At 73.7% G+C, this 16,011-nt stretch carries 16 protein-coding genes; 6 read left to right on the top strand and 10 right to left on the bottom strand.

All coding sequences use genetic code 11. The features are described from left to right. Nucleotides 1–31: 31 nt before the first annotated feature. The 5 genes from IE97_RS0101760 to IE97_RS0101740 all read right to left on the bottom strand — a co-directional run bounded on the left by IE97_RS0101760 (nucleotide 32) and on the right by IE97_RS0101740 (nucleotide 4,837). A complete protein-coding gene (locus IE97_RS0101760) occupies nucleotides 32–268 on the bottom strand; it encodes a DUF6213 family protein (RefSeq protein ID WP_030147378.1) in 237 nt (78 codons plus the stop codon). 25 nt (nucleotides 269–293) lie between these two features. Continuing rightward, complete coding sequence (locus tag IE97_RS0101755) at nucleotides 294–1,679, bottom strand: NADP-dependent succinic semialdehyde dehydrogenase (RefSeq protein WP_030147377.1); 1,386 nt, start codon at nucleotides 1,677–1,679, stop codon at nucleotides 294–296. Between the two features lie 76 nt (nucleotides 1,680–1,755). Continuing rightward, entirely contained in the window at nucleotides 1,756–2,214 is a 459-nt protein-coding gene (locus IE97_RS0101750) for an NUDIX domain-containing protein (protein ID WP_030147376.1), read from the bottom strand. Further along, entirely contained in the window at nucleotides 2,211–3,749 is a 1,539-nt protein-coding gene (locus IE97_RS0101745; RefSeq protein WP_030147375.1) for an ATP-dependent DNA ligase, read from the bottom strand. Before IE97_RS0101745 ends, IE97_RS0101750 begins: the two co-directional genes overlap by 4 nt. A gap of 158 nt (nucleotides 3,750–3,907) precedes the next feature. Continuing rightward, nucleotides 3,908–4,837 (bottom strand): NAD(P)/FAD-dependent oxidoreductase, encoded by a 930-nt coding sequence (locus tag IE97_RS0101740; protein WP_030147374.1) that lies wholly within the window; start codon nucleotides 4,835–4,837, stop codon nucleotides 3,908–3,910. Nucleotides 4,838–4,915: 78 nt separating this feature from the next. Here IE97_RS0101740 and IE97_RS0101735 point away from each other — a divergent pair, with 78 nt between their 5' ends. The 6 genes from IE97_RS0101735 (at nucleotide 4,916) to IE97_RS0101710 (ending at nucleotide 10,208) form a co-directional block, all read left to right on the top strand. Beyond that, nucleotides 4,916–5,488, top strand: a complete 573-nt coding sequence (locus IE97_RS0101735; RefSeq protein ID WP_030147373.1) for a helix-turn-helix domain-containing protein — start codon at nucleotides 4,916–4,918, stop codon at nucleotides 5,486–5,488. Nucleotides 5,489–5,608: 120 nt separating this feature from the next. After that, nucleotides 5,609–6,577 carry an NADPH:quinone oxidoreductase family protein gene (locus tag IE97_RS0101730; protein WP_030147372.1) on the top strand — a complete coding sequence of 323 codons (969 nt, stop codon included), beginning with the start codon at nucleotides 5,609–5,611 and terminating at the stop codon, nucleotides 6,575–6,577. Next, on the top strand, nucleotides 6,574–7,755 hold the full coding sequence (locus IE97_RS0101725) for an acyl-CoA dehydrogenase family protein (RefSeq protein ID WP_030147371.1): 1,182 nt from the start codon (nucleotides 6,574–6,576) through the stop codon (nucleotides 7,753–7,755). The genes IE97_RS0101730 and IE97_RS0101725 overlap by 4 nt, the downstream gene beginning before the upstream one ends. After that, nucleotides 7,752–8,834, top strand: coding sequence for an acyl-CoA dehydrogenase family protein (locus IE97_RS0101720; protein ID WP_030147370.1), 1,083 nt, complete (start codon nucleotides 7,752–7,754; stop codon nucleotides 8,832–8,834). The genes IE97_RS0101725 and IE97_RS0101720 overlap by 4 nt, the downstream gene beginning before the upstream one ends. Nucleotides 8,835–9,030: 196 nt before the next feature. Continuing rightward, nucleotides 9,031–9,903, top strand: a complete 873-nt coding sequence (locus IE97_RS0101715) for a phosphatidylinositol-specific phospholipase C/glycerophosphodiester phosphodiesterase family protein (protein ID WP_030147369.1) — start codon at nucleotides 9,031–9,033, stop codon at nucleotides 9,901–9,903. A gap of 110 nt (nucleotides 9,904–10,013) precedes the next feature. After that, a complete protein-coding gene (locus tag IE97_RS0101710; RefSeq protein ID WP_030147368.1) occupies nucleotides 10,014–10,208 on the top strand; it encodes a hypothetical protein in 195 nt (64 codons plus the stop codon). 1 nt (nucleotide 10,209) lies between these two features. Here the strand turns inward: IE97_RS0101710 and IE97_RS0101705 are convergent, their stop codons facing one another. The 5 genes from IE97_RS0101705 to xylB all read right to left on the bottom strand — a co-directional run bounded on the left by IE97_RS0101705 (nucleotide 10,210) and on the right by xylB (nucleotide 15,931). After that, a complete protein-coding gene (locus IE97_RS0101705) occupies nucleotides 10,210–11,448 on the bottom strand; it encodes a phosphodiester glycosidase family protein (protein WP_030147367.1) in 1,239 nt (412 codons plus the stop codon). Between the two features lie 127 nt (nucleotides 11,449–11,575). Beyond that, nucleotides 11,576–12,748: a bifunctional class I SAM-dependent methyltransferase/NUDIX hydrolase gene (locus IE97_RS0101700; RefSeq protein WP_030147366.1), complete on the bottom strand. Its 1,173-nt coding sequence runs from the start codon at nucleotides 12,746–12,748 to the stop codon at nucleotides 11,576–11,578. 3 nt (nucleotides 12,749–12,751) lie between these two features. Next, nucleotides 12,752–13,147, bottom strand: coding sequence for a luciferase family protein (locus tag IE97_RS0101695; protein ID WP_030147365.1), 396 nt, complete (start codon nucleotides 13,145–13,147; stop codon nucleotides 12,752–12,754). 114 nt (nucleotides 13,148–13,261) lie between these two features. Continuing rightward, nucleotides 13,262–14,470, bottom strand: a complete 1,209-nt coding sequence (locus IE97_RS0101690) for an ROK family transcriptional regulator (RefSeq protein ID WP_030147364.1) — start codon at nucleotides 14,468–14,470, stop codon at nucleotides 13,262–13,264. A 15-nt stretch (nucleotides 14,471–14,485) separates the two neighbouring features. Then, nucleotides 14,486–15,931 carry a xylulokinase gene (xylB, locus tag IE97_RS0101685; RefSeq protein ID WP_030147363.1) on the bottom strand — a complete coding sequence of 482 codons (1,446 nt, stop codon included), beginning with the start codon at nucleotides 15,929–15,931 and terminating at the stop codon, nucleotides 14,486–14,488. Nucleotides 15,932–16,011 lie beyond the last annotated feature (80 nt).

Here is a 16,011-nt window from a genome sequence, read left to right as displayed (position 1 = left end):
CGTGGCTGATCGCGCAGTTCCCCGCGTCCCCTCAGGGCGCGCCACCGCTGCTGTGCGCGATGCACGCCACGTCGATCCGGTCGGCCAGCTTCGCGAGCTCGATCGTCAGCGCGGCGACCGTGTCCTCGTCCAGTCCTTCGTCCCCGGCCTCCACCAGGCGCAGCCACCGCCCGCCCACCGTCCGAAGCAGCTTGCTCACATCGGCCGCAGCCACCTGCAAGGTCCCGCGGTCGTCGACGATCAACGGCAGAGTCACTTCGCGGTTCACAGACGGGATCGTAGCCCCGTAACACTCACGCACCGTGCCAAACGGTCGTGATGTTGCAGAACTCGCGGATTCCGTGCCCGGACAGCTCACGCCCGTACCCGGACCGCTTCACACCGCCGAACGGGAACGCCGGATGGGACGCCGTCATGCCGTTGACGTACACGCCGCCCGCCTCCAGGTCCCGGACGAACCGGTCGACCTCGGCCTCGTCCCGCGTCCACACGTTCGAACTCAGTCCGAAAGGCGAGTCGTTCGCGATCAGCACGGCCTCGTCCAGGTCGGCCGCCCGGTACAGCGTCGCGACCGGCCCGAACGCCTCCTCCCGGTGGATCCGCATCTCGCGGGTGATGCCGGCGAGGATCGTCGGCTGGAAGTACCAGCCGGGCCCCTCCGGCCGTTCGCCACCGCACAGCACCTCGGCCCCGCCGCGCACCGCGTCGTCGACCAGTTCCTCCAGATCGCGCAGTCCCCGCTCGCTGGAGAGCGGCCCGACCTCGGTGTCGTCGGACAGGGGGTCACCCACCTTCAGCGCCCTCATGCCCTCGGCGAAGCGCTCGGCGAAGGCGTCGTAGATGTCCGTGTGCACGATGAACCGCTTCGCGGCGATGCAGGACTGCCCGGTGTTCTGCACGCGCGCGGTCACCGCGACCTTGGCGGCCCGGTCGATGTCGGCGGACGGCATGACGACGAACGGGTCGCTGCCGCCCAGCTCCAGCACCGTCTTCTTGACCATGTCCCCGGCGGTGGAGGCGACCGCCCGCCCGGCCGGTTCACTGCCGGTGAGCGTCGCCGCCTTGACCCGCTCGTCGCGCAGGATGTCGTCGACCGCGGCGGAGCCGATCAGCAGGGTCTGGAAGCAGCCCTCCGTGAAGCCCGCCCGGTGGAACAGGTCCTCCAGGTACAGGGCGGTCTGCGGGACGTTCGAGGCGTGCTTGAGCAGGCCCACGTTCCCCGCCATCAGCGCGGGCGCGGCGAAGCGGACCACCTGCCAGAGCGGGAAGTTCCACGGCATCACCGCCAGCACCGGCCCGAGCGGCCGGTAGCGCACCCGCACCCGTGCGGCGCCGGAGTCCTTGACGTCGGCCTCGGCGGGTTCCTCGTCGGCGAGCATCTCCTCGGCGTGGTCGGCGTACCAGCGCATCGCCTTGGCGCACTTCGCGGCCTCGGCCCGGGCCTGCTGGATCGGCTTGCCCATCTCGGTGGTCATCACCCGGGCGATGTCCTGCTGGTCCTCTTCGAGGAGGTCGGCGGCCTTGTGCAGCAGCCGGGCGCGCTCGTCGAACGTCGTCGTCCGGTAAGTGCGGAAGGTGGCCTCCGCGAGCTGGAGCCGGCGCTCGATCTCCTCCTCGCCCATGGCCTCGTACGTCTTGAGCGTCTCACCGTTCGCCGGGTTCACCGTTGCGATGGGCATGACTGACCTCCCTCGGTGCGGGCTGTGTCTCGACCTTCCCGCGCGGCGGAGGGGAGCGCAACGCGGGAACGTCTCCTCAGAGCGAGTGCTCCGCCAGGCGGTCGAGAAACGCCGCCTGCGCCTTGACGATCACCTCGCGGCCCCGGTCGAGGCCGAACCACGCCACCCGGTCCAGCTCGGGGAACTCCTGGAGCCGCCCGGAGCGCGGCGGCCACTCCATCCGGAACGTGCCGGGCGCGATCGTCGACGGGTCGAGGTCCGCCGCGATCGCCCAGGCGGTGACGGTCTTGCCGCCGGTCTGCCGCACCTCGCCCAGGGCGATGGCCTCGCCGTCGGGCGGCGGCAGCCCCAGCTCCTCCTCGAACTCGCGGCGGGCGGCCGCGAGCGCGGACTCGCCGGGCTCGTACTCGCCCTTGGGGATGGTCCACGCGCCCGTCTCGCGCCGGGCGAAGAAGGGGCCGCCCATGTGGCCGAGCAGCACTTCGGGGCCGCCCTCCGAGGGGCGGAAGAGCAGCAGGCCGGCGCTGCGCTTCACGGCTTCACCTCCGGGTGCGCCGCCAGCAGCGTCTCGACCGTGTCGGCGTCCTCCGGGCGCTTGTCCTCCCGGTAGCGGATCACGCGGGCGAAGCGGAGGGTGACGCCGGCCGGGTAGCGGGTGGAGCGCTGCAGGCCGTCGTAGGCGATCTCGACGACGAGTTCGGGGCGCACGGTCACGACGTGTCCGTTGTCGTCGACGGCGAGCCGCTGGAGCCGTTCGGTCTGCCAGGTGAGCATCGCGTCGGTCATGCCCTTGAAGGTCTTGCCCAGCATGGCCAGGCCCCCGTCGGCCGTGCGGGCGCCCAGGTGGAGGTTGGAGAGTTTGCCGGTGCGGCGGCCGTGGCCCCACTCGGCGGCCAGGACGACCAGGTCGAGGGTGTGGACGGGCTTGACCTTCAGCCAGGCCGCGCCGCGCCGGCCCGCGCTGTAGGGGGCGTCCAGCGCCTTGGCGACGATGCCCTCGTGGCCGCGCTTCAGCGTCCCGGCGAGGAACTCCTCCGCCGTGTGCGCGTCGTCCGGACCGGACACCGTCGCGCGCCGCACCCGCATCGGCTCGGGGACCAGCCGGGCGAGCTCGGCGTGCCGCTCGGTGAACGGAAGGTCGAGCAGGTCGCGGCCGTCCACGGACAACGCGTCGAAGAAGACGGGGGAGACGGGGACCGCGCGGGCGGCCGTCGTCACGTCCGTGCGGGAGCCGACGCGCCCGGCGGTCTCCTGGAACGAGCGGGGGCGCCCGCCCTCGTCGAAGGAGATCACCTCGCCGTCCAGGATGAACCGCTCGCCCCGCAACGCCAGCGCGGCGGCCGTCACTTCGGGCAGCCGGTCGGTGATGTCGTCGAGGGTGCGGGTGTACAGCCGGACCACGTCGCCGTCCCGGTGCACCTGGACGCGGATGCCGTCCAGTTTCTCCTCGACCGCGCAGGCGCCGAGCTTGTCCACCGCCTCGGCCACGGAGGAGGCGCTGTGCGCGAGCATCGGCCAGACCGGGCGGCCGACGGTGAGGCGGAAGCGGTCAAGGGCGGCCGGACCGTCCGCGAGCAGCGCCTCGGCCACCGTCTGCAGGGAGCCCGCGAGCATCACCGCCCGCCGTACCTCCGCCGGAGGCGCCCCGGTCGCCTGGGCCAGGCCCTCGACGGCGACCGCGTCCAGCGCGCCCTGCCGCACCTCGCCGGTGAGCAGGCCGACCAGGAACCGCTGCTCGTCCTCGGTGGCCGCCCCCATCAACTCCCCGACCAGCCGGACCCGTTCCGCCTGGGAGCCGGGGCCGGACACCTCGGCGAGCACCGACAGCCGGGCGTCCGCCTCCCGTACGGTCAGACCCGGCTCGGTGGCCGGGGCGACCGGTCGGCTCAGCACCTTCCAGCCGACGCCGATCCGGCCCTGCGGCAGCCGTCCCGCCAGGTAGGGGATGACGATCGGCACGTCCTCCGCCTCGGCGTCCCGGAACAGCTCCGCGAGCAGGGCGGTCTTCCGGGAGCGGGCCGAGGTGGCGGCGACCTCCTGGGACACTCGGGCCAGCCGGTGCAGCAGCATGCAGTCATGGTGCACCGGAGGCGACACCTCTACACCTGGGCGGCCGTGCGGAGGCCGGTCACCGGCAGCCGGTGCGATCGCGAAGTCGGCGCGGCCACCACCGGCCGGACCGTCGGGACCGGTCATCGCCGTGGCCCCGGTGATCGCGTGCGCCGCCTCTACACCCCTACGGCGGCGTCGAGGTCCGCCATCAGAAGATCTCCGACGATCGCGGCCGCCGCCCGGTACCCACCGCTCGCCGCGTGCACGACCTGCTCGCTGAACCCGATCGCGTTGCCCGCCGCCCACACGCCGGGCACGGTCGTCAGGCCGGTCGGGTCGACCACCGGGTACGCGCCGAAGGGCGTCTCGCGCAGTTCGGCGCCGAGCCGTTCCAGGAGCCCGGTCCGCGGGACGGCGTGCGGGGCGACGAACAGCACGGAGCGGCTGTGCGTCGTACCGCCGGCGAGCCGTACACCGGTCAGCCGGTCGTCCTCGACCACGAGCCCCGCGACCTCGCCCGGCACCACGTCCACCCCGACCGCCGCGAGCCGGCGCAGGTCCTCGTCGGACAGCTCCTCCTCGGCGACCGTGTGCAGGAAGAACCGCACGTCCTTCGACCACTGCGACACCATCAGCGCCTGGTGCACGCTCGCCGGGCTCGAGGCGAGCACCCCGAACGGCTGGTCGCGCACCTCCCAGCCGTGGCAGAACGGGCAATGCAGCACGTCCCGGCCGAACCGCTCGGCGACTCCGGGGACCGCCGGCAGCTCGTCCTTCAGCCCCGTCGCGACGACCAGCCGCCGGGCCCGTACGGTCCGCCCGCCTGCCAGCACGACGGAGAAGTCCTCACCCTTCGCCGCCTCCACCACCCGGTCCCGCACGTGCTCCACGCCGTAGCGCGCGATCTCCTCCCGGCCGGCGGCCAGGAACTCGGCGGGCGGCATCCCGTCCCGCGACAGATAGCCCTGCATGTGCGCTGCGGGCGCGTTGCGCGGCTCGCCCGCGTCGACGACCAGCGTGCGCTGCCGGGCCCGGCCCAGCACCAGAGCCGCGGACAGGCCCGCGGCACCGCCGCCGACGACCACGACGTCGTACTTCTCGGTCATGGTGACCACCTCCGCGCCCGAGCGTCGCTCCAGCGCTACGGGATTGACAAACAGGTTTGCCGAATCTGCAATAAGGCCATGACGACGGACGAGGTACTCGCGGGTGTCGGCCCCCGGCTGCGGCAGATGCGGAAGGAGCGGGAGGTCACCCTGGCGGCGCTCTCCGAGACCACCGGCATCTCCGTCAGCACCCTGTCACGACTGGAGTCCGGCCTCCGTAAACCCAGTCTGGAACTGCTGCTGCCCATCGCGCGCGCTCACCAGGTGGCCCTGGACGAGCTGGTCGGGGCCCCGCCGACGGGTGATCCACGGGTGCGGTCGAAGCCGATCGTGATGGGCGGGCGCACCCACTGGCCGCTCACCCGCCAGCCCGGCGGCCTCCAGGCCTACAAGGTGCTCGAACCGCAGCGGAGGCTGGAGCCGGATCCCCGCACGCACGAGGGCTACGAGTGGATGTACGTGCTGTCCGGGAAGCTCCGCCTGGTGCTGGGCGAGCACGACGTGGTGCTCACGGCCGGGGAGGCCGCCGAGTTCGACACCCGGGTGCCGCACTGGTTCGGGTCGACGGGGGAGGGGCCCGTGGAGTTCCTCAGTCTGTTCGGGCCGCAGGGGGAGCGGATGCATGTGCGAGCGCGGCCCAGGCGGGCGTGACGCGTTCGACTCTTCCCGAACATCAAGCGACCGCTGTTCCCAGAACGGCAAGCGACCGCTTAGTATGCGAACCGACCCCGGTCAGACGACGCAGTCGACGCAGTCCCGTGGAGGCCCCGCATGCAGGCATGGCACGTGCACGAGAACGGCGAGCCGAGCGAGGTGATGCGGCTCGAGGACGCCGAGCCGCCGACGCCCGGTGACGGCCAGGTCCTGCTGAGGGTGCGCGCCGCGAACGTCAACTTCCCGGACGCCCTGCTCTGCCGGGGCCAGTACCAGATCAGGCCGCCGCTGCCGTTCACCCCGGGCGTGGAGATCTGCGGCGAGACCGAGGACGGCCGCCGGGTGATCGCCAACCCGGCGCTGCCGTACGGCGGCTTCGCGGAGTACGCCGTCGCGGACTCCGCCGCCCTGCTGCCCGCGCCGGACGCCCTGGACGACGCGGAGGCCGCCGCCCTGCACATCGGCTACCAGACGGGCTGGTTCGGTCTGCACCGCCGCGCCGGTCTGGAAGCCGGGGAGACACTGCTCGTCCACGCTGCCGCAGGAGGGGTCGGCAGCGCGGCCGTGCAGCTCGGGAAGGCCGCCGGCGCCACCGTCATCGGTGTCGTCGGCGGCCCGGAGAAGGCGGCCGTCGCCCGCGAGCTGGGCTGCGACGTCGTGATCGACCGGCGCTCCCAGGACGTCGTGTCGGCCGTGAAGGAGGCCACCGGCGGCCGGGGCGCCGACGTCATCTACGACCCGGTCGGCGGCGAGGCCTACACCCAGTCCGCCAAGGCCGTCGCCTTCGAGGGGCGCATCGTGGTCGTCGGCTTCGCCAGCGGCACCATCCCCAGCCCGGGCCTGAACCACGCCCTGGTGAAGAACTACTCGATCCTCGGCCTGCACTGGGGCCTGTACAACACCAAGAACCCGAAGCTGGTCCAGCACTGCCACGAGCGGCTCACCGAGCTGGCCGCCCGGGGCGCGATCAAGCCGCTGGTGAGCGAGCGCGTCCCACTCGCCGGGGCGGCCGCCGCCGTGCAGAAGGTCGCGGACGGCCTCACCACCGGCCGGATCGCCGTCGTCATGGAGGAGGCAGCAGCATGATCAGCGCCGATGAACTGCGCCGTCGGACGCGGGACCTGCTGGCCGCGCATCCGCCGGCCTCGACGGACCGCCTGGAGTTCCTCCGGGCCCGCTTCGACGCCGGGCTGGCGTGGGTGCACTACCCGGAGGGCCTCGGCGGACTCGGTGCGCCGCGCTCCCTCCAGGCCGTCGTGGACGCCGAGCTGGAGGCCGCGGGCGCCCCCGACAACGACCCGCGGCGCATCGGCATCGGCCTCGGCATGGCGGCGCCGACGATCCTCAAGTACGGCACCGAGGAGCAGAAGCGGCGGTTCCTCCGGCCCCTCTGGGTGGGCGAGGAGGTCTGGTGCCAGCTGTTCAGCGAGCCGGGCGCCGGGTCCGACCTGGCCGCGCTCGGCACCAGGGCGGTGCGTGAGGGCGACCACTGGGTGGTCAACGGGCAGAAGGTCTGGACGTCCAGCGCCCATGTGGCCCGCTGGGCGATCCTCATCGCCCGCACCGACCCGGACGTGCCCAAGCACCGGGGTATCACCTACTTCGTCTGCGACATGACCGACCCGGGCGTCGAGGTCCGGCCGCTGCGGCAGATCACCGGCGAGGCCGAGTTCAACGAGGTGTTCCTCACCGACGTCCGCATCCCCGACGCGCGCCGCCTGGGCGAGGTGGGGGACGGCTGGAAGGTCGCGCAGACCACGCTGAACAACGAGCGCGTCGCCATCGGCGGCATGCGGCTGCCCCGGGAGGGCGGCATGATCGGCCCGGTCTCGAAGACCTGGCGCGAGCGGCCCGAGCTGCGCACCCACGACCTGCACCAGCGGCTGCTGAAGCTGTGGGTGGAGGCCGAGGTCTCCCGCCTCACCGCCGAGCGGCTGCGCCAGCAGCTCGTCGCCGGCCAGCCCGGCCCCGAGGGCGCCGGCATGAAGCTCGCCTTCGCCCGCCTCAACCAGGAGATCAGCGGCCTGGAGGTCGAACTCCTCGGTGAGGAAGGCCTGTTGTACGACGACTGGACCATGCGCCGCCCCGAGCTGGTCGACTTCACCGGCCGTGAGGCCGGCTACCGCTACCTGCGCTCCAAGGGCAACAGCATCGAGGGCGGGACCACCGAGGTCCTGCTGAACATCGTCGCCGAGCGGGTCCTCGGCCTGCCCGCCGAGCCGCGCACCGACAAGGACGTCGCATGGAAGGACCTGGCCCGATGAGCGCACAGCCCGACCTGCTGTACTCGGAGGAGGAAGAGGCGCTCCGCGCCGCCGTCCGCGACCTGCTCGCCGACCACTGCGACGTGCCCGGCGTGATCGCCCGCACGGAGTCCGACGCCTCACACGACCGCGAGGCGTGGAAGGCGCTGGCCGACGGCATGGGACTCGCCGGCCTCCTCGTCCCCGAGGCCCTGGGCGGCCAGGGCGCCACCCACCGCGAAGCCGCCGTGGTCCTGGAGGAGCTGGGACGGGCCGTCGCGCCCGTGCCCTACCTGACGAGCGCCGTCGTCGCGACCGAGGCCCTGCTGGCCTGCGGGGCCGACGACCTCCTCGCCGAACTGGCCTCGGGACGCAAGGTCGGCGCCCTCGCGGTGGCGCTGAACGTCGCGCCGGGCGGCGCGTACAAGGTCGTACGGCACGAGGGCGGGGCGCTGCACGGTGAGTTGACCGGCATCGCGGACGCCGCCGCGGCCGACGTACTCCTCGTGCCCGCGGACGACGGCGGGCTGTACGCGGTCGACACCACCGCCGCGACCGTCACGCCACAGGTCTCCCTGGACCTGACCAGGCCGCTCGCCGTCATCACCCTCGACGGCGCCCCCGGCCGCCTGCTGGGCGACGCCGAACCCGCGGTACGCCGCGCCCTGCGCGCCGGAGCCGGGCTGCTCGCCTCCGAACAGCTCGGTCTCGCCGAGTGGGCGCTGACCGAGACCGTCCGCTACCTCAAGGAACGCAAGCAGTTCAACCGGCCCGTCGGCGGCTTCCAGGCGCTCAAGCACCGGCTGGCCCAGCTGTGGCTGGAGGTCGTCAACCTGCGCGCGGCCGCCCGCAACGCCGCCGACGCACTGTCCACGGGCGACGACGCCGATCTGGCCGTCACCGTCGCCCAGGCCTTCGCGGCGCCGGTGGCGGTCCACGCCGCCGAGGAGGCGGTGCAGCTGCACGGCGGCATCGGGATGACCTGGGAGCACCCGGCGCACCTGTACCTGAAGCGGGCCAAGGCCGACTCGATCGCGTACGGCACGGCGGGTGCCCACCGGGAGACGCTGGCCGCGCTGGTCGACCTCCAAGCCCCCTGACGCACATCTGACCGACGGCCGGGAGAAGCCCGGGAGAAGCCCGCCCCACCAGGGGCGGGCTCTTTCGTGCGCGTCCCCCGGCGACAGTGAACGCGAAGCGGCAGTCCGGCCAACTCCGCGCGCGGGCCTGCCCCTTGGAGCTGCCGGGACCCCATACTCGCAGGGTTCCCGTACGGCACTTCCAGGGAGGCAGAGCATGGCCCTCACCACCCGTCGCAGAGCCCTCACCACCCTCGGCGCCGCCCTCGCGGGCTCGGTCGCCCTGCCCGCCGCCGACGCACTGGCCGGCGAACGCGGGTGCGGGCCAAGCCCGTTGTGGCGCGCCCACGCCCACAACGACTACGAGCACCCGCGCCCGCTGCTGGACGCCCTGGACCACCGGTTCGGCAGCGTCGAAGCCGACATATACCTCGTTGGTGACCGGCTCCTCGTCGCCCACGACCCGGAGGACCTCGACCCGGCTCGCACGCTCGAGTCCCTGTACCTCGACCCGCTCGCCGCGCGCGTGCGAGCCAACCACGGCTCCGTGTACCGGGGATATCGCGGGTCGCTGCAGCTGCTCGTCGACATCAAGACCGAGGGCGCGTCGACCTACCTCGAACTCGACCGTCACCTCAGGCGCTACCCCCACCTGTTCACGACGTACTCCCACGGCCGGGTCCGGCGCGGCCCGGTCACAGCGGTCGTCTCCGGCGACCGCGCCGCCCGCGTGCCGATGGAGGCCCAGACCGTCCGCCGCGCCTTCTACGACGGCCGGCTCGCCGACCTCGGCAGCCAGGCGCCGGCCTCCTTCATCCCGCTGATCAGCGACAACTGGACGCTCAACTTCACCTGGCGGGGCGTGGGCGCGTTCCCGGACGCCGAACGGGAGAAGCTGCGGGGCCTCGTCCGTACCGCGCACCGGCGGGGACAGAAGGTGCGGTTCTGGGCGACCCCGGACCTGCCCGGACCCGCCCGGGACGCGCTCTGGGCCGAACTGCTCGCCGCGGACGTCGACTTCCTCAACACCGACGATCTCGCCGGACTGGAGGCGTTCCTTGACGCCCGGCGGGCGGTGCGGGGCAGCTAGACATCACACGTTCGGCGGACAGGTCAGCCGCCCGGACGAACCCTCCGCTACGCCACACTTGCGGCCGAACGCCGTGTACCGGACGTGGCGGCGTGGCGGAGGAGTCGACGATGGCCATTTCCATCTCTGTGGTGCTGCTGCTCTTGATCCTGACGGTGATCTTCCTGCGCAGCGGCGGGTTGAAGGTCTCCCATGCCCTGGTCTGCCTGATGCTCGGCTTCTACCTGGCCGGCTCGAGCATCGCTCCCTCCATCGAGAGCGGTCTCACGGCGACGGCGGACATCGTCAGCAGCCTGCGGCCCTGAGTCACGCTCCCGAGAACACGCCGATGCCGTTCGGAACGGCCCGTTCGGCGCCCCCGCTGGGATGGTTGCGCACGGAGACGGTGCTCGCACCCGGCTTCCGCGCCACCAGCGTCGACGAGCCGCCGCCGTCCAGGCTGAAGGCGGCTTCCGAGCCCAGCCGGCGCATGGCGGCGGCGACTTCGGCGATCGTCAGCCCACTGCGGTAGGGGGGCGCGCCGTCCAGCGCCAGCAGCAGCATGCGCTGCCCGTCGTCGGCGATTCCCACGGCCGTACGGACGGCGGAGGTCGTGTCGTCCAGGCCCGGCAGCGGCCGGCCGCCCTCGAGGACCGGGTAGCCTCCGAGCGCGAGCCGGTACGGGACGCCGTTCCCGGCCGCGACGAGACGGTGCTCGACCTCGACCGGTTCGCCGGCGGAGAGCTTCCGCAGCTGCTGGGCGCCCGCCTCCCGGCCGACCAGCACGGTCGTCCCCTCGGCGATCGGACCGCTCCCGGGCGTGTCGGCGGCCGAGACGACCCGACCGTCCCGGACCGTCACCTCGTACGTGTCCGTGCTGCACGGAGCGGCCCGGTCGGTGTCCGTGCCGCAGGTGGCACGCACCCGGGAGACGCTGCCCCACTCGGCGGTGAAGGCGCCGACCGAACCCACCGGCAGGGCGTACTGGTTGAGCCCGCCGAGCGGCAACAGCGCCTCCGCGGTGCGGATCGAGCCGTCGAGGGTCAGCCGGTCCAGTCGCGCCCGCCTGTCGGTGCCGACGCCGAACACGTCCTCGGTGGTCGTACCGGGTGGCAGCGCCGGCCCGAAACGCTGACCGTTCGGTACGGCCGCCTTGAGCGTGCGCCCGGCCGCGACCGCCGGTCCCACACTCGCGCCGGTCGCCTCGACGCCCGGGTGCTGGACCTCGGAGATGTTGAAGAAGTCCCCGTTGACACCGGCGACGGCCCCCTGGCCGTCGGCCATCCGCGAGACCGCCGCGCGCGAGGCCACCGCCCCGGGGTACAGCAGATCGACGCGGACGCGCGGGTCGCCCAGGTCGACGCGCAGCACATGCGCGTGCGCCGTCCCGTTCGCCGCCCGGATGTCGAAGTGCTCGTACGTCACGCCCGGGGCGACCCTGACGGCCTTCTGGACGGCGCCGGCCGGTGCCGCCCCCGCCAGGGCCGCACCGGCCAGCGCGCCGAACGCCGTGAGGAACGCCAGTACCGCTCTGCCTGCTCCGCGCCGTTTCCGACGACCTGTCACTGTACCCCCTGATACATGATCAGATGTTCCTACTGTCAGAGGAAGTGCAGCAGACCGCGGGCGCCGGTGGAGTGACCCGGCGCCGACTCCACGGGAACGGAGGGGAAAACGTACCCCTCCGGGTGCCTCAGCTCTCGTCCGTTCCGGTGGCGTACGGCGTGAAATGAGCGGGCGCGTGGTCGATCGGCAGACCGGGCCGCCAGGCGGTGAGCGCCTGCGCGCTGCACACGAACAGCTGCTCCGGCAGCCGGTCCAGCCCGAACCAGCGCCAGCGGCCCACGCTCTCCCCGGGCCGGTCCGACGGCTCGCCACGCCACGCGGTGACCCGGGCCGCCACGGTCACCCGCGCCACACCGCCCGCGTCGTCGAGGAGCGTCCCCAGCAGCCGGACGTCCTCCGGCCGGGCCTGGAGCCCCGTCTCCTCGCCGAGCTCGCGCACCACCGCCTCCCGCAGCGACTCGCCGGGCTCCACCGTCCCGCCGGGCAGCTCCCAGGTGCCGTGCCGGTGCCGGCCGAGGAGCAGGCCGCGGGACCCGTGCAGGATGGCGCCGACCCCGAGCGCGGCATGGGCCACCGGCGGTTTCCCGGTGCGCGGGCGGGAGGAGACGCGGACCGGCCGTGTCACGTGGAAGAGGCGGTACGACGCGTGGTTGCCGGGTTGCGGCGTGTCCAGGACATCGACGCGGTCCACCCGCAGCCCGTGCTCGGCGAGGAGGGCCCTCCAGAGCTCCGGGCTGAGCACCCACATGCGGACGGTCACGTCCCCGGCCTCGGCCAGCCGCAGGATCTCCGGCCGGGCGACGACCTCCTCCGACGGCCCGTCACCCCGCGAATTGGTGTGCAGCACCGTGAAGAAGAGCCTGCCGCCCGGCTTGATCGCCGCGGCGAGGGCGGGCAGCAGCCGGTGCGGGTCGATGTAGGGGACGGCGTTGACCGAGTAGACGAGGTCGTACGGCTCCGCCGTGCGCAGATGTTCCACCGCGTCAACCAGGACCAGCCGCAGCCCGCGCAGCGAGCCGTAACGGGCACGCGCGCGTTCGTACTGTCCCGCCGAGGCGTCGACCGCGTCCACCAGCGCGCCGTGGGCACGGACCAGATGGGCGGCGTGCCGGGCCGGACCGCACCCGAGGTCCAGCACGCGCCGGCCCGTCAGCTCCCCGAGCACCTCGGTCCCCGGCCCCGAGCCCTCGAAGCCCCAGTCGATCCGACCCACTTCGGGCAGCACCGTGCCGCGCCGCAGGTGATGGTCCCCGTAGCTGCGCCAGGCCTCGGCGTTGACCTCCTCCGGTAGCGCCGCCAAGACTCAGCCGCCCGCCGCCGCGTCGCGCGGAAGCACCCTGACCCGGCGGAAGTTGCAGCCGGCGGCCTGCGGCTCGCCGCCCGGGGGACGGGACTGCTGGGCCTTGAGGGCGATGCTGACCAGGCTCAGCAGCAGTTCGACATCCGCCTCGCAGTCGAGGTGGACCGTCACCCAGCAGGAGCCGGGGACCAGGTGGATCGCGCTCGAACCGGCGAGGTCGTAGTGGAAGCGCTGGATGGCCCGGCTGGTGAGATGCAGGTCCACGTCCCGCGCGGAGTGGAAGTGAACGATCTCGTCACGGACGGAACGGAGCGCCCGTCCGGTACCGCAACTCGCCGGGCCCGCCATCAGGTCGGGCCAGGCCTGCAGGCGCTCCAGGGCGCGCTGGGCCAGACTCATGGGCCTATCGTCGCGTGATTACCGTTCCGCAACCAGGGGTTGAGCGATTTGTAACCGGGCTGTGAGGGGCGGAGCCCCGATCCGGGCGCTTCCAGGCGTAGTTGCCGACCGGACTCAAGCCCGCTCCGCGACGGCGGCGGGATCGTCCAGCACCGCCCGCACCACCGAGTGCGCGGCCCCGAGCAGCGGCCCCTGCGGACCCAGCCGGGACACCGACACGGGACAGGGCGGACCCGCCGTACGCCGCGCCAGCTCGTCCCGCAGCGAGGGCAGCAGCCAGGGCGCCAGTGCGGACAGTTCCCCGCCCAGCACGACGCTTTCCGGGTCGAGCAGGTTGACCGCCCCGGTCAGGGCGACTCCGAGCGCGGTGCCGGCGTCGCGCAGCGCGCGGCGTACGTCCTCGTCGCCCTCCGCGGCGTGCCCCGCGAGCAGCCCGACCCGGTCCTCGTCCGGCACCAGCCCGGCCGCACGCAGGACCGCCTCCTCGCCGGCGTACTGCTCCAGGCACCCACGTCCGCCGCACGCGCACTCCGGACCGTCCGGCCGGACCGGCACGTGCCCCAGCTCGCCCGCGAAACCGCGGGTTCCGCGCAGCAGTCCGCCGTCCACGACGACCGCCGCGCCGATGCCGATCTCCGCCGACACGTGCAGGAAGTCGCGCGGTGTGCCCTCGCCGAGCCAGAGTTCGGCGAGCGCGCCGAAGTTGGCCTCGTTGTCCACGGTCAGCGGGAAGCCGGACGGCAGCAGGCCGCCGAGGTCGGTGTCCCGCCAGTCGAGGTTCGGGGCGCGCACGACGGTCCGGGCATCGCGCGCCACCAGACCCGGTACGGCCACGGCGAGCCCCGCCGGCCACAGCCCCTCGCCCTCCGCCTCGGCGACGACCAGGCGTATGAGCTCGTTGAGTTCCTCGATGACCGTCCTGGGGGAGCGGCCCCGGTTCAGACTGTGCCGCACGGCCCGCGACCGCGTCCGTCCGCGCAGGTCGACCGCGCAGACCGCGAGGTGGTCGACGCCGATCTCCGCGCCGATCCCGGCTGGTCCGCGCCCGCTGACGGCGAGCGCCGACCCGGGGCGGCCGACCCGCCCGGGCCGCTGTGGACCCAGTTCCTCCAGCAGCCCCGAGCGGATGAGTTCGTCGACGAGCGTCGACACCGCCGCCCGGGTCAGACCGATCCGCGAGGCGACGGCGGCCCGGGACAGCGGCCCCTCGGCGCTGACGGCGTGCATCACCCGGGCGAGGTTGCGGCGGCGCATCCCCTGCTGGGTGTCCGGCAGCGCGCGTCCCGGCCCGGCCGGGTGCGCCTCGTGCGGTGGTGCGGTCATGCCTGACGCCAGTCCTCAGTGGGTGTCCGTGGGCCGCTGCAGCAGCCCGGCCGCGTCGGAGAGTACCCCGGCGATCCTGGTGAGCGTCTCCTCGTCCCGCTCGACGGCGTCGAGGACCGGGCCGGCCGCCGTGTTCCAGCGTCGTGCGACCGCCGCCGGGTCCTCCCCGGTCAGCAGCCCGGCCGCCTGCGCGGCGGCGCCCAGCGCCACCAGCTCCTTGGCCTCGGGCACCTGCACGGGACGTCCCGACAGTCGCCGCACGGTCTGCTGCCAGGCCGCGCCCCGGGCGCCGCCGCCGATCAGCAGCAGGGGCGCGGCAGGGTCGGCGTCCTGGTCCAGGACCAGGTCGAGCGCGCCCAGCAGGGAGTGCACGGCGCCGTCGTAGGCGGCCTGGAGCAGCTGGCCGGCGGTCGTGTCGTGGCGCAGGCCGTGCAGCACGCCGGAGGCGTTCGGCAGGTTCGGGGTGCGCTCGCCGTCCAGGTAGGGCAGCAGCGTCACGGCCGTGCCGGGCTCGACGGCCTCCCGGTCCAGGCCCAGCAGGGTCGCGACCCGGTCCACGGCGAGCGTGCAGTTCAGGGTGCAGGCCAGCGGCAGCCAGTCGCCGCGGGCGTCGGCGAACCCCGCGACCGTGCCGCTCGGGTCGGCGGGCCTGTGCCGCGACACCGCGTACACCGTGCCCGAGGTGCCGAGGCTCATCACCGGCACGCCCGGGCGCAGCCCCAGGCCGAGCGCCGCGGCGGCGTTGTCGCCGGTGCCGGGCGCGACCAGCGTGCCCCTGGAGAACGGCAGGTCGTGGCTGTCGCGGACCGTGCCCGCCACTTCGCCGGGACGGACCACCCGGGGCAGCAGGGCGGGGTCGAGCCCCACGTGCGCCAGGATCTCCTCGTCGTACGACTCCGCCCCGGACGCCCACCAGCCCGTCCCGGAGGCGTCGCCGCGGTCGGTCGTGCCCTGCCCGGTGAGCCGCTCGGTGAGGTAGTCGTGGGGGAGGCGCACGGCCTGGGTGGCACGGGCCGCCTCCGGCTCGTGCTCGGCCAGCCAGGCCCACTTGGTGACGGTGAAGGAGGCGGCGGGGACCGACCCGGTGCGCTCGGCCCAGAACTTCGCGCCACCCAGCTCCTCCGTGAGACGGCGGGCCTGCGGCGCCGAGCGCACGTCGTTCCACAGCAGGGCCGGGCGCACCGGCTCGCCCCGCTCGTCCAGGGTGACCAGGCCGTGCTGCTGCCCGCCGACCGACACCGCGGCGGCCTCGTGCGCCGCGTCACCGCACTGGCTCAGCGCCTCGCACAGCGCGTCCCACCACTGGCGCGGATCGCTCTCCCGCCCCGCCCCCGAGGAGACGGTGTGCGGGGCCTGGCCGCTGGCGACGACCCGGCCGGTGGCCGCGTCGACGACCAGTGCCTTGGTGGACTGGGTGGACGAGTCCACGCCGACGACGAGCGGACCCTCGGCTGCTGACATCGGGCTTTCTCCCTCTTCAGATCGCTTCTCGCGCCCCGCTTCTCTCGTCCCGGGACATCGTGTCCCTTCCCAGAGAGGTG

It is taken from the genome of Streptomyces sp. NRRL S-455 (genome assembly GCF_000717875.1).
GTDB lineage: Bacteria > Actinomycetota > Actinomycetes > Streptomycetales > Streptomycetaceae > Streptomyces.
The sequence above is the reverse complement of the archived record's forward strand: the minus strand, read 5'-3'. Positions and strand labels throughout refer to the sequence as shown.

Excerpts from the sequence above, each read along its gene's own strand:
- IE97_RS0101695 (WP_030147365.1), bottom strand. The coding sequence starts at position 13,147 with ATGAGTCTGGCCCAGCGCGCCCTGGAGCGCCTGCAGGCCTGGCCCGAC.
- IE97_RS0101715 (WP_030147369.1), top strand. The coding sequence starts at position 9,031 with ATGGCCCTCACCACCCGTCGCAGAGCCCTCACCACCCTCGGCGCCGCC.
- IE97_RS0101745 (WP_030147375.1), bottom strand. The coding sequence starts at position 3,749 with ATGCTGCTGCACCGGCTGGCCCGAGTGTCCCAGGAGGTCGCCGCCACC.
- IE97_RS0101735 (WP_030147373.1), top strand. The coding sequence starts at position 4,916 with ATGACGACGGACGAGGTACTCGCGGGTGTCGGCCCCCGGCTGCGGCAG.
- IE97_RS0101710 (WP_030147368.1), top strand. The coding sequence starts at position 10,014 with ATGGCCATTTCCATCTCTGTGGTGCTGCTGCTCTTGATCCTGACGGTG.
- IE97_RS0101725 (WP_030147371.1), top strand. The coding sequence starts at position 6,574 with ATGATCAGCGCCGATGAACTGCGCCGTCGGACGCGGGACCTGCTGGCC.
- IE97_RS0101755 (WP_030147377.1), bottom strand. The coding sequence starts at position 1,679 with ATGCCCATCGCAACGGTGAACCCGGCGAACGGTGAGACGCTCAAGACG.
- IE97_RS0101690 (WP_030147364.1), bottom strand. The coding sequence starts at position 14,470 with ATGACCGCACCACCGCACGAGGCGCACCCGGCCGGGCCGGGACGCGCG.
- IE97_RS0101720 (WP_030147370.1), top strand. The coding sequence starts at position 7,752 with ATGAGCGCACAGCCCGACCTGCTGTACTCGGAGGAGGAAGAGGCGCTC.
- IE97_RS0101740 (WP_030147374.1), bottom strand. The coding sequence starts at position 4,837 with ATGACCGAGAAGTACGACGTCGTGGTCGTCGGCGGCGGTGCCGCGGGC.
- xylB (WP_030147363.1), bottom strand. The coding sequence starts at position 15,931 with ATGTCAGCAGCCGAGGGTCCGCTCGTCGTCGGCGTGGACTCGTCCACC.
- IE97_RS0101730 (WP_030147372.1), top strand. The coding sequence starts at position 5,609 with ATGCAGGCATGGCACGTGCACGAGAACGGCGAGCCGAGCGAGGTGATG.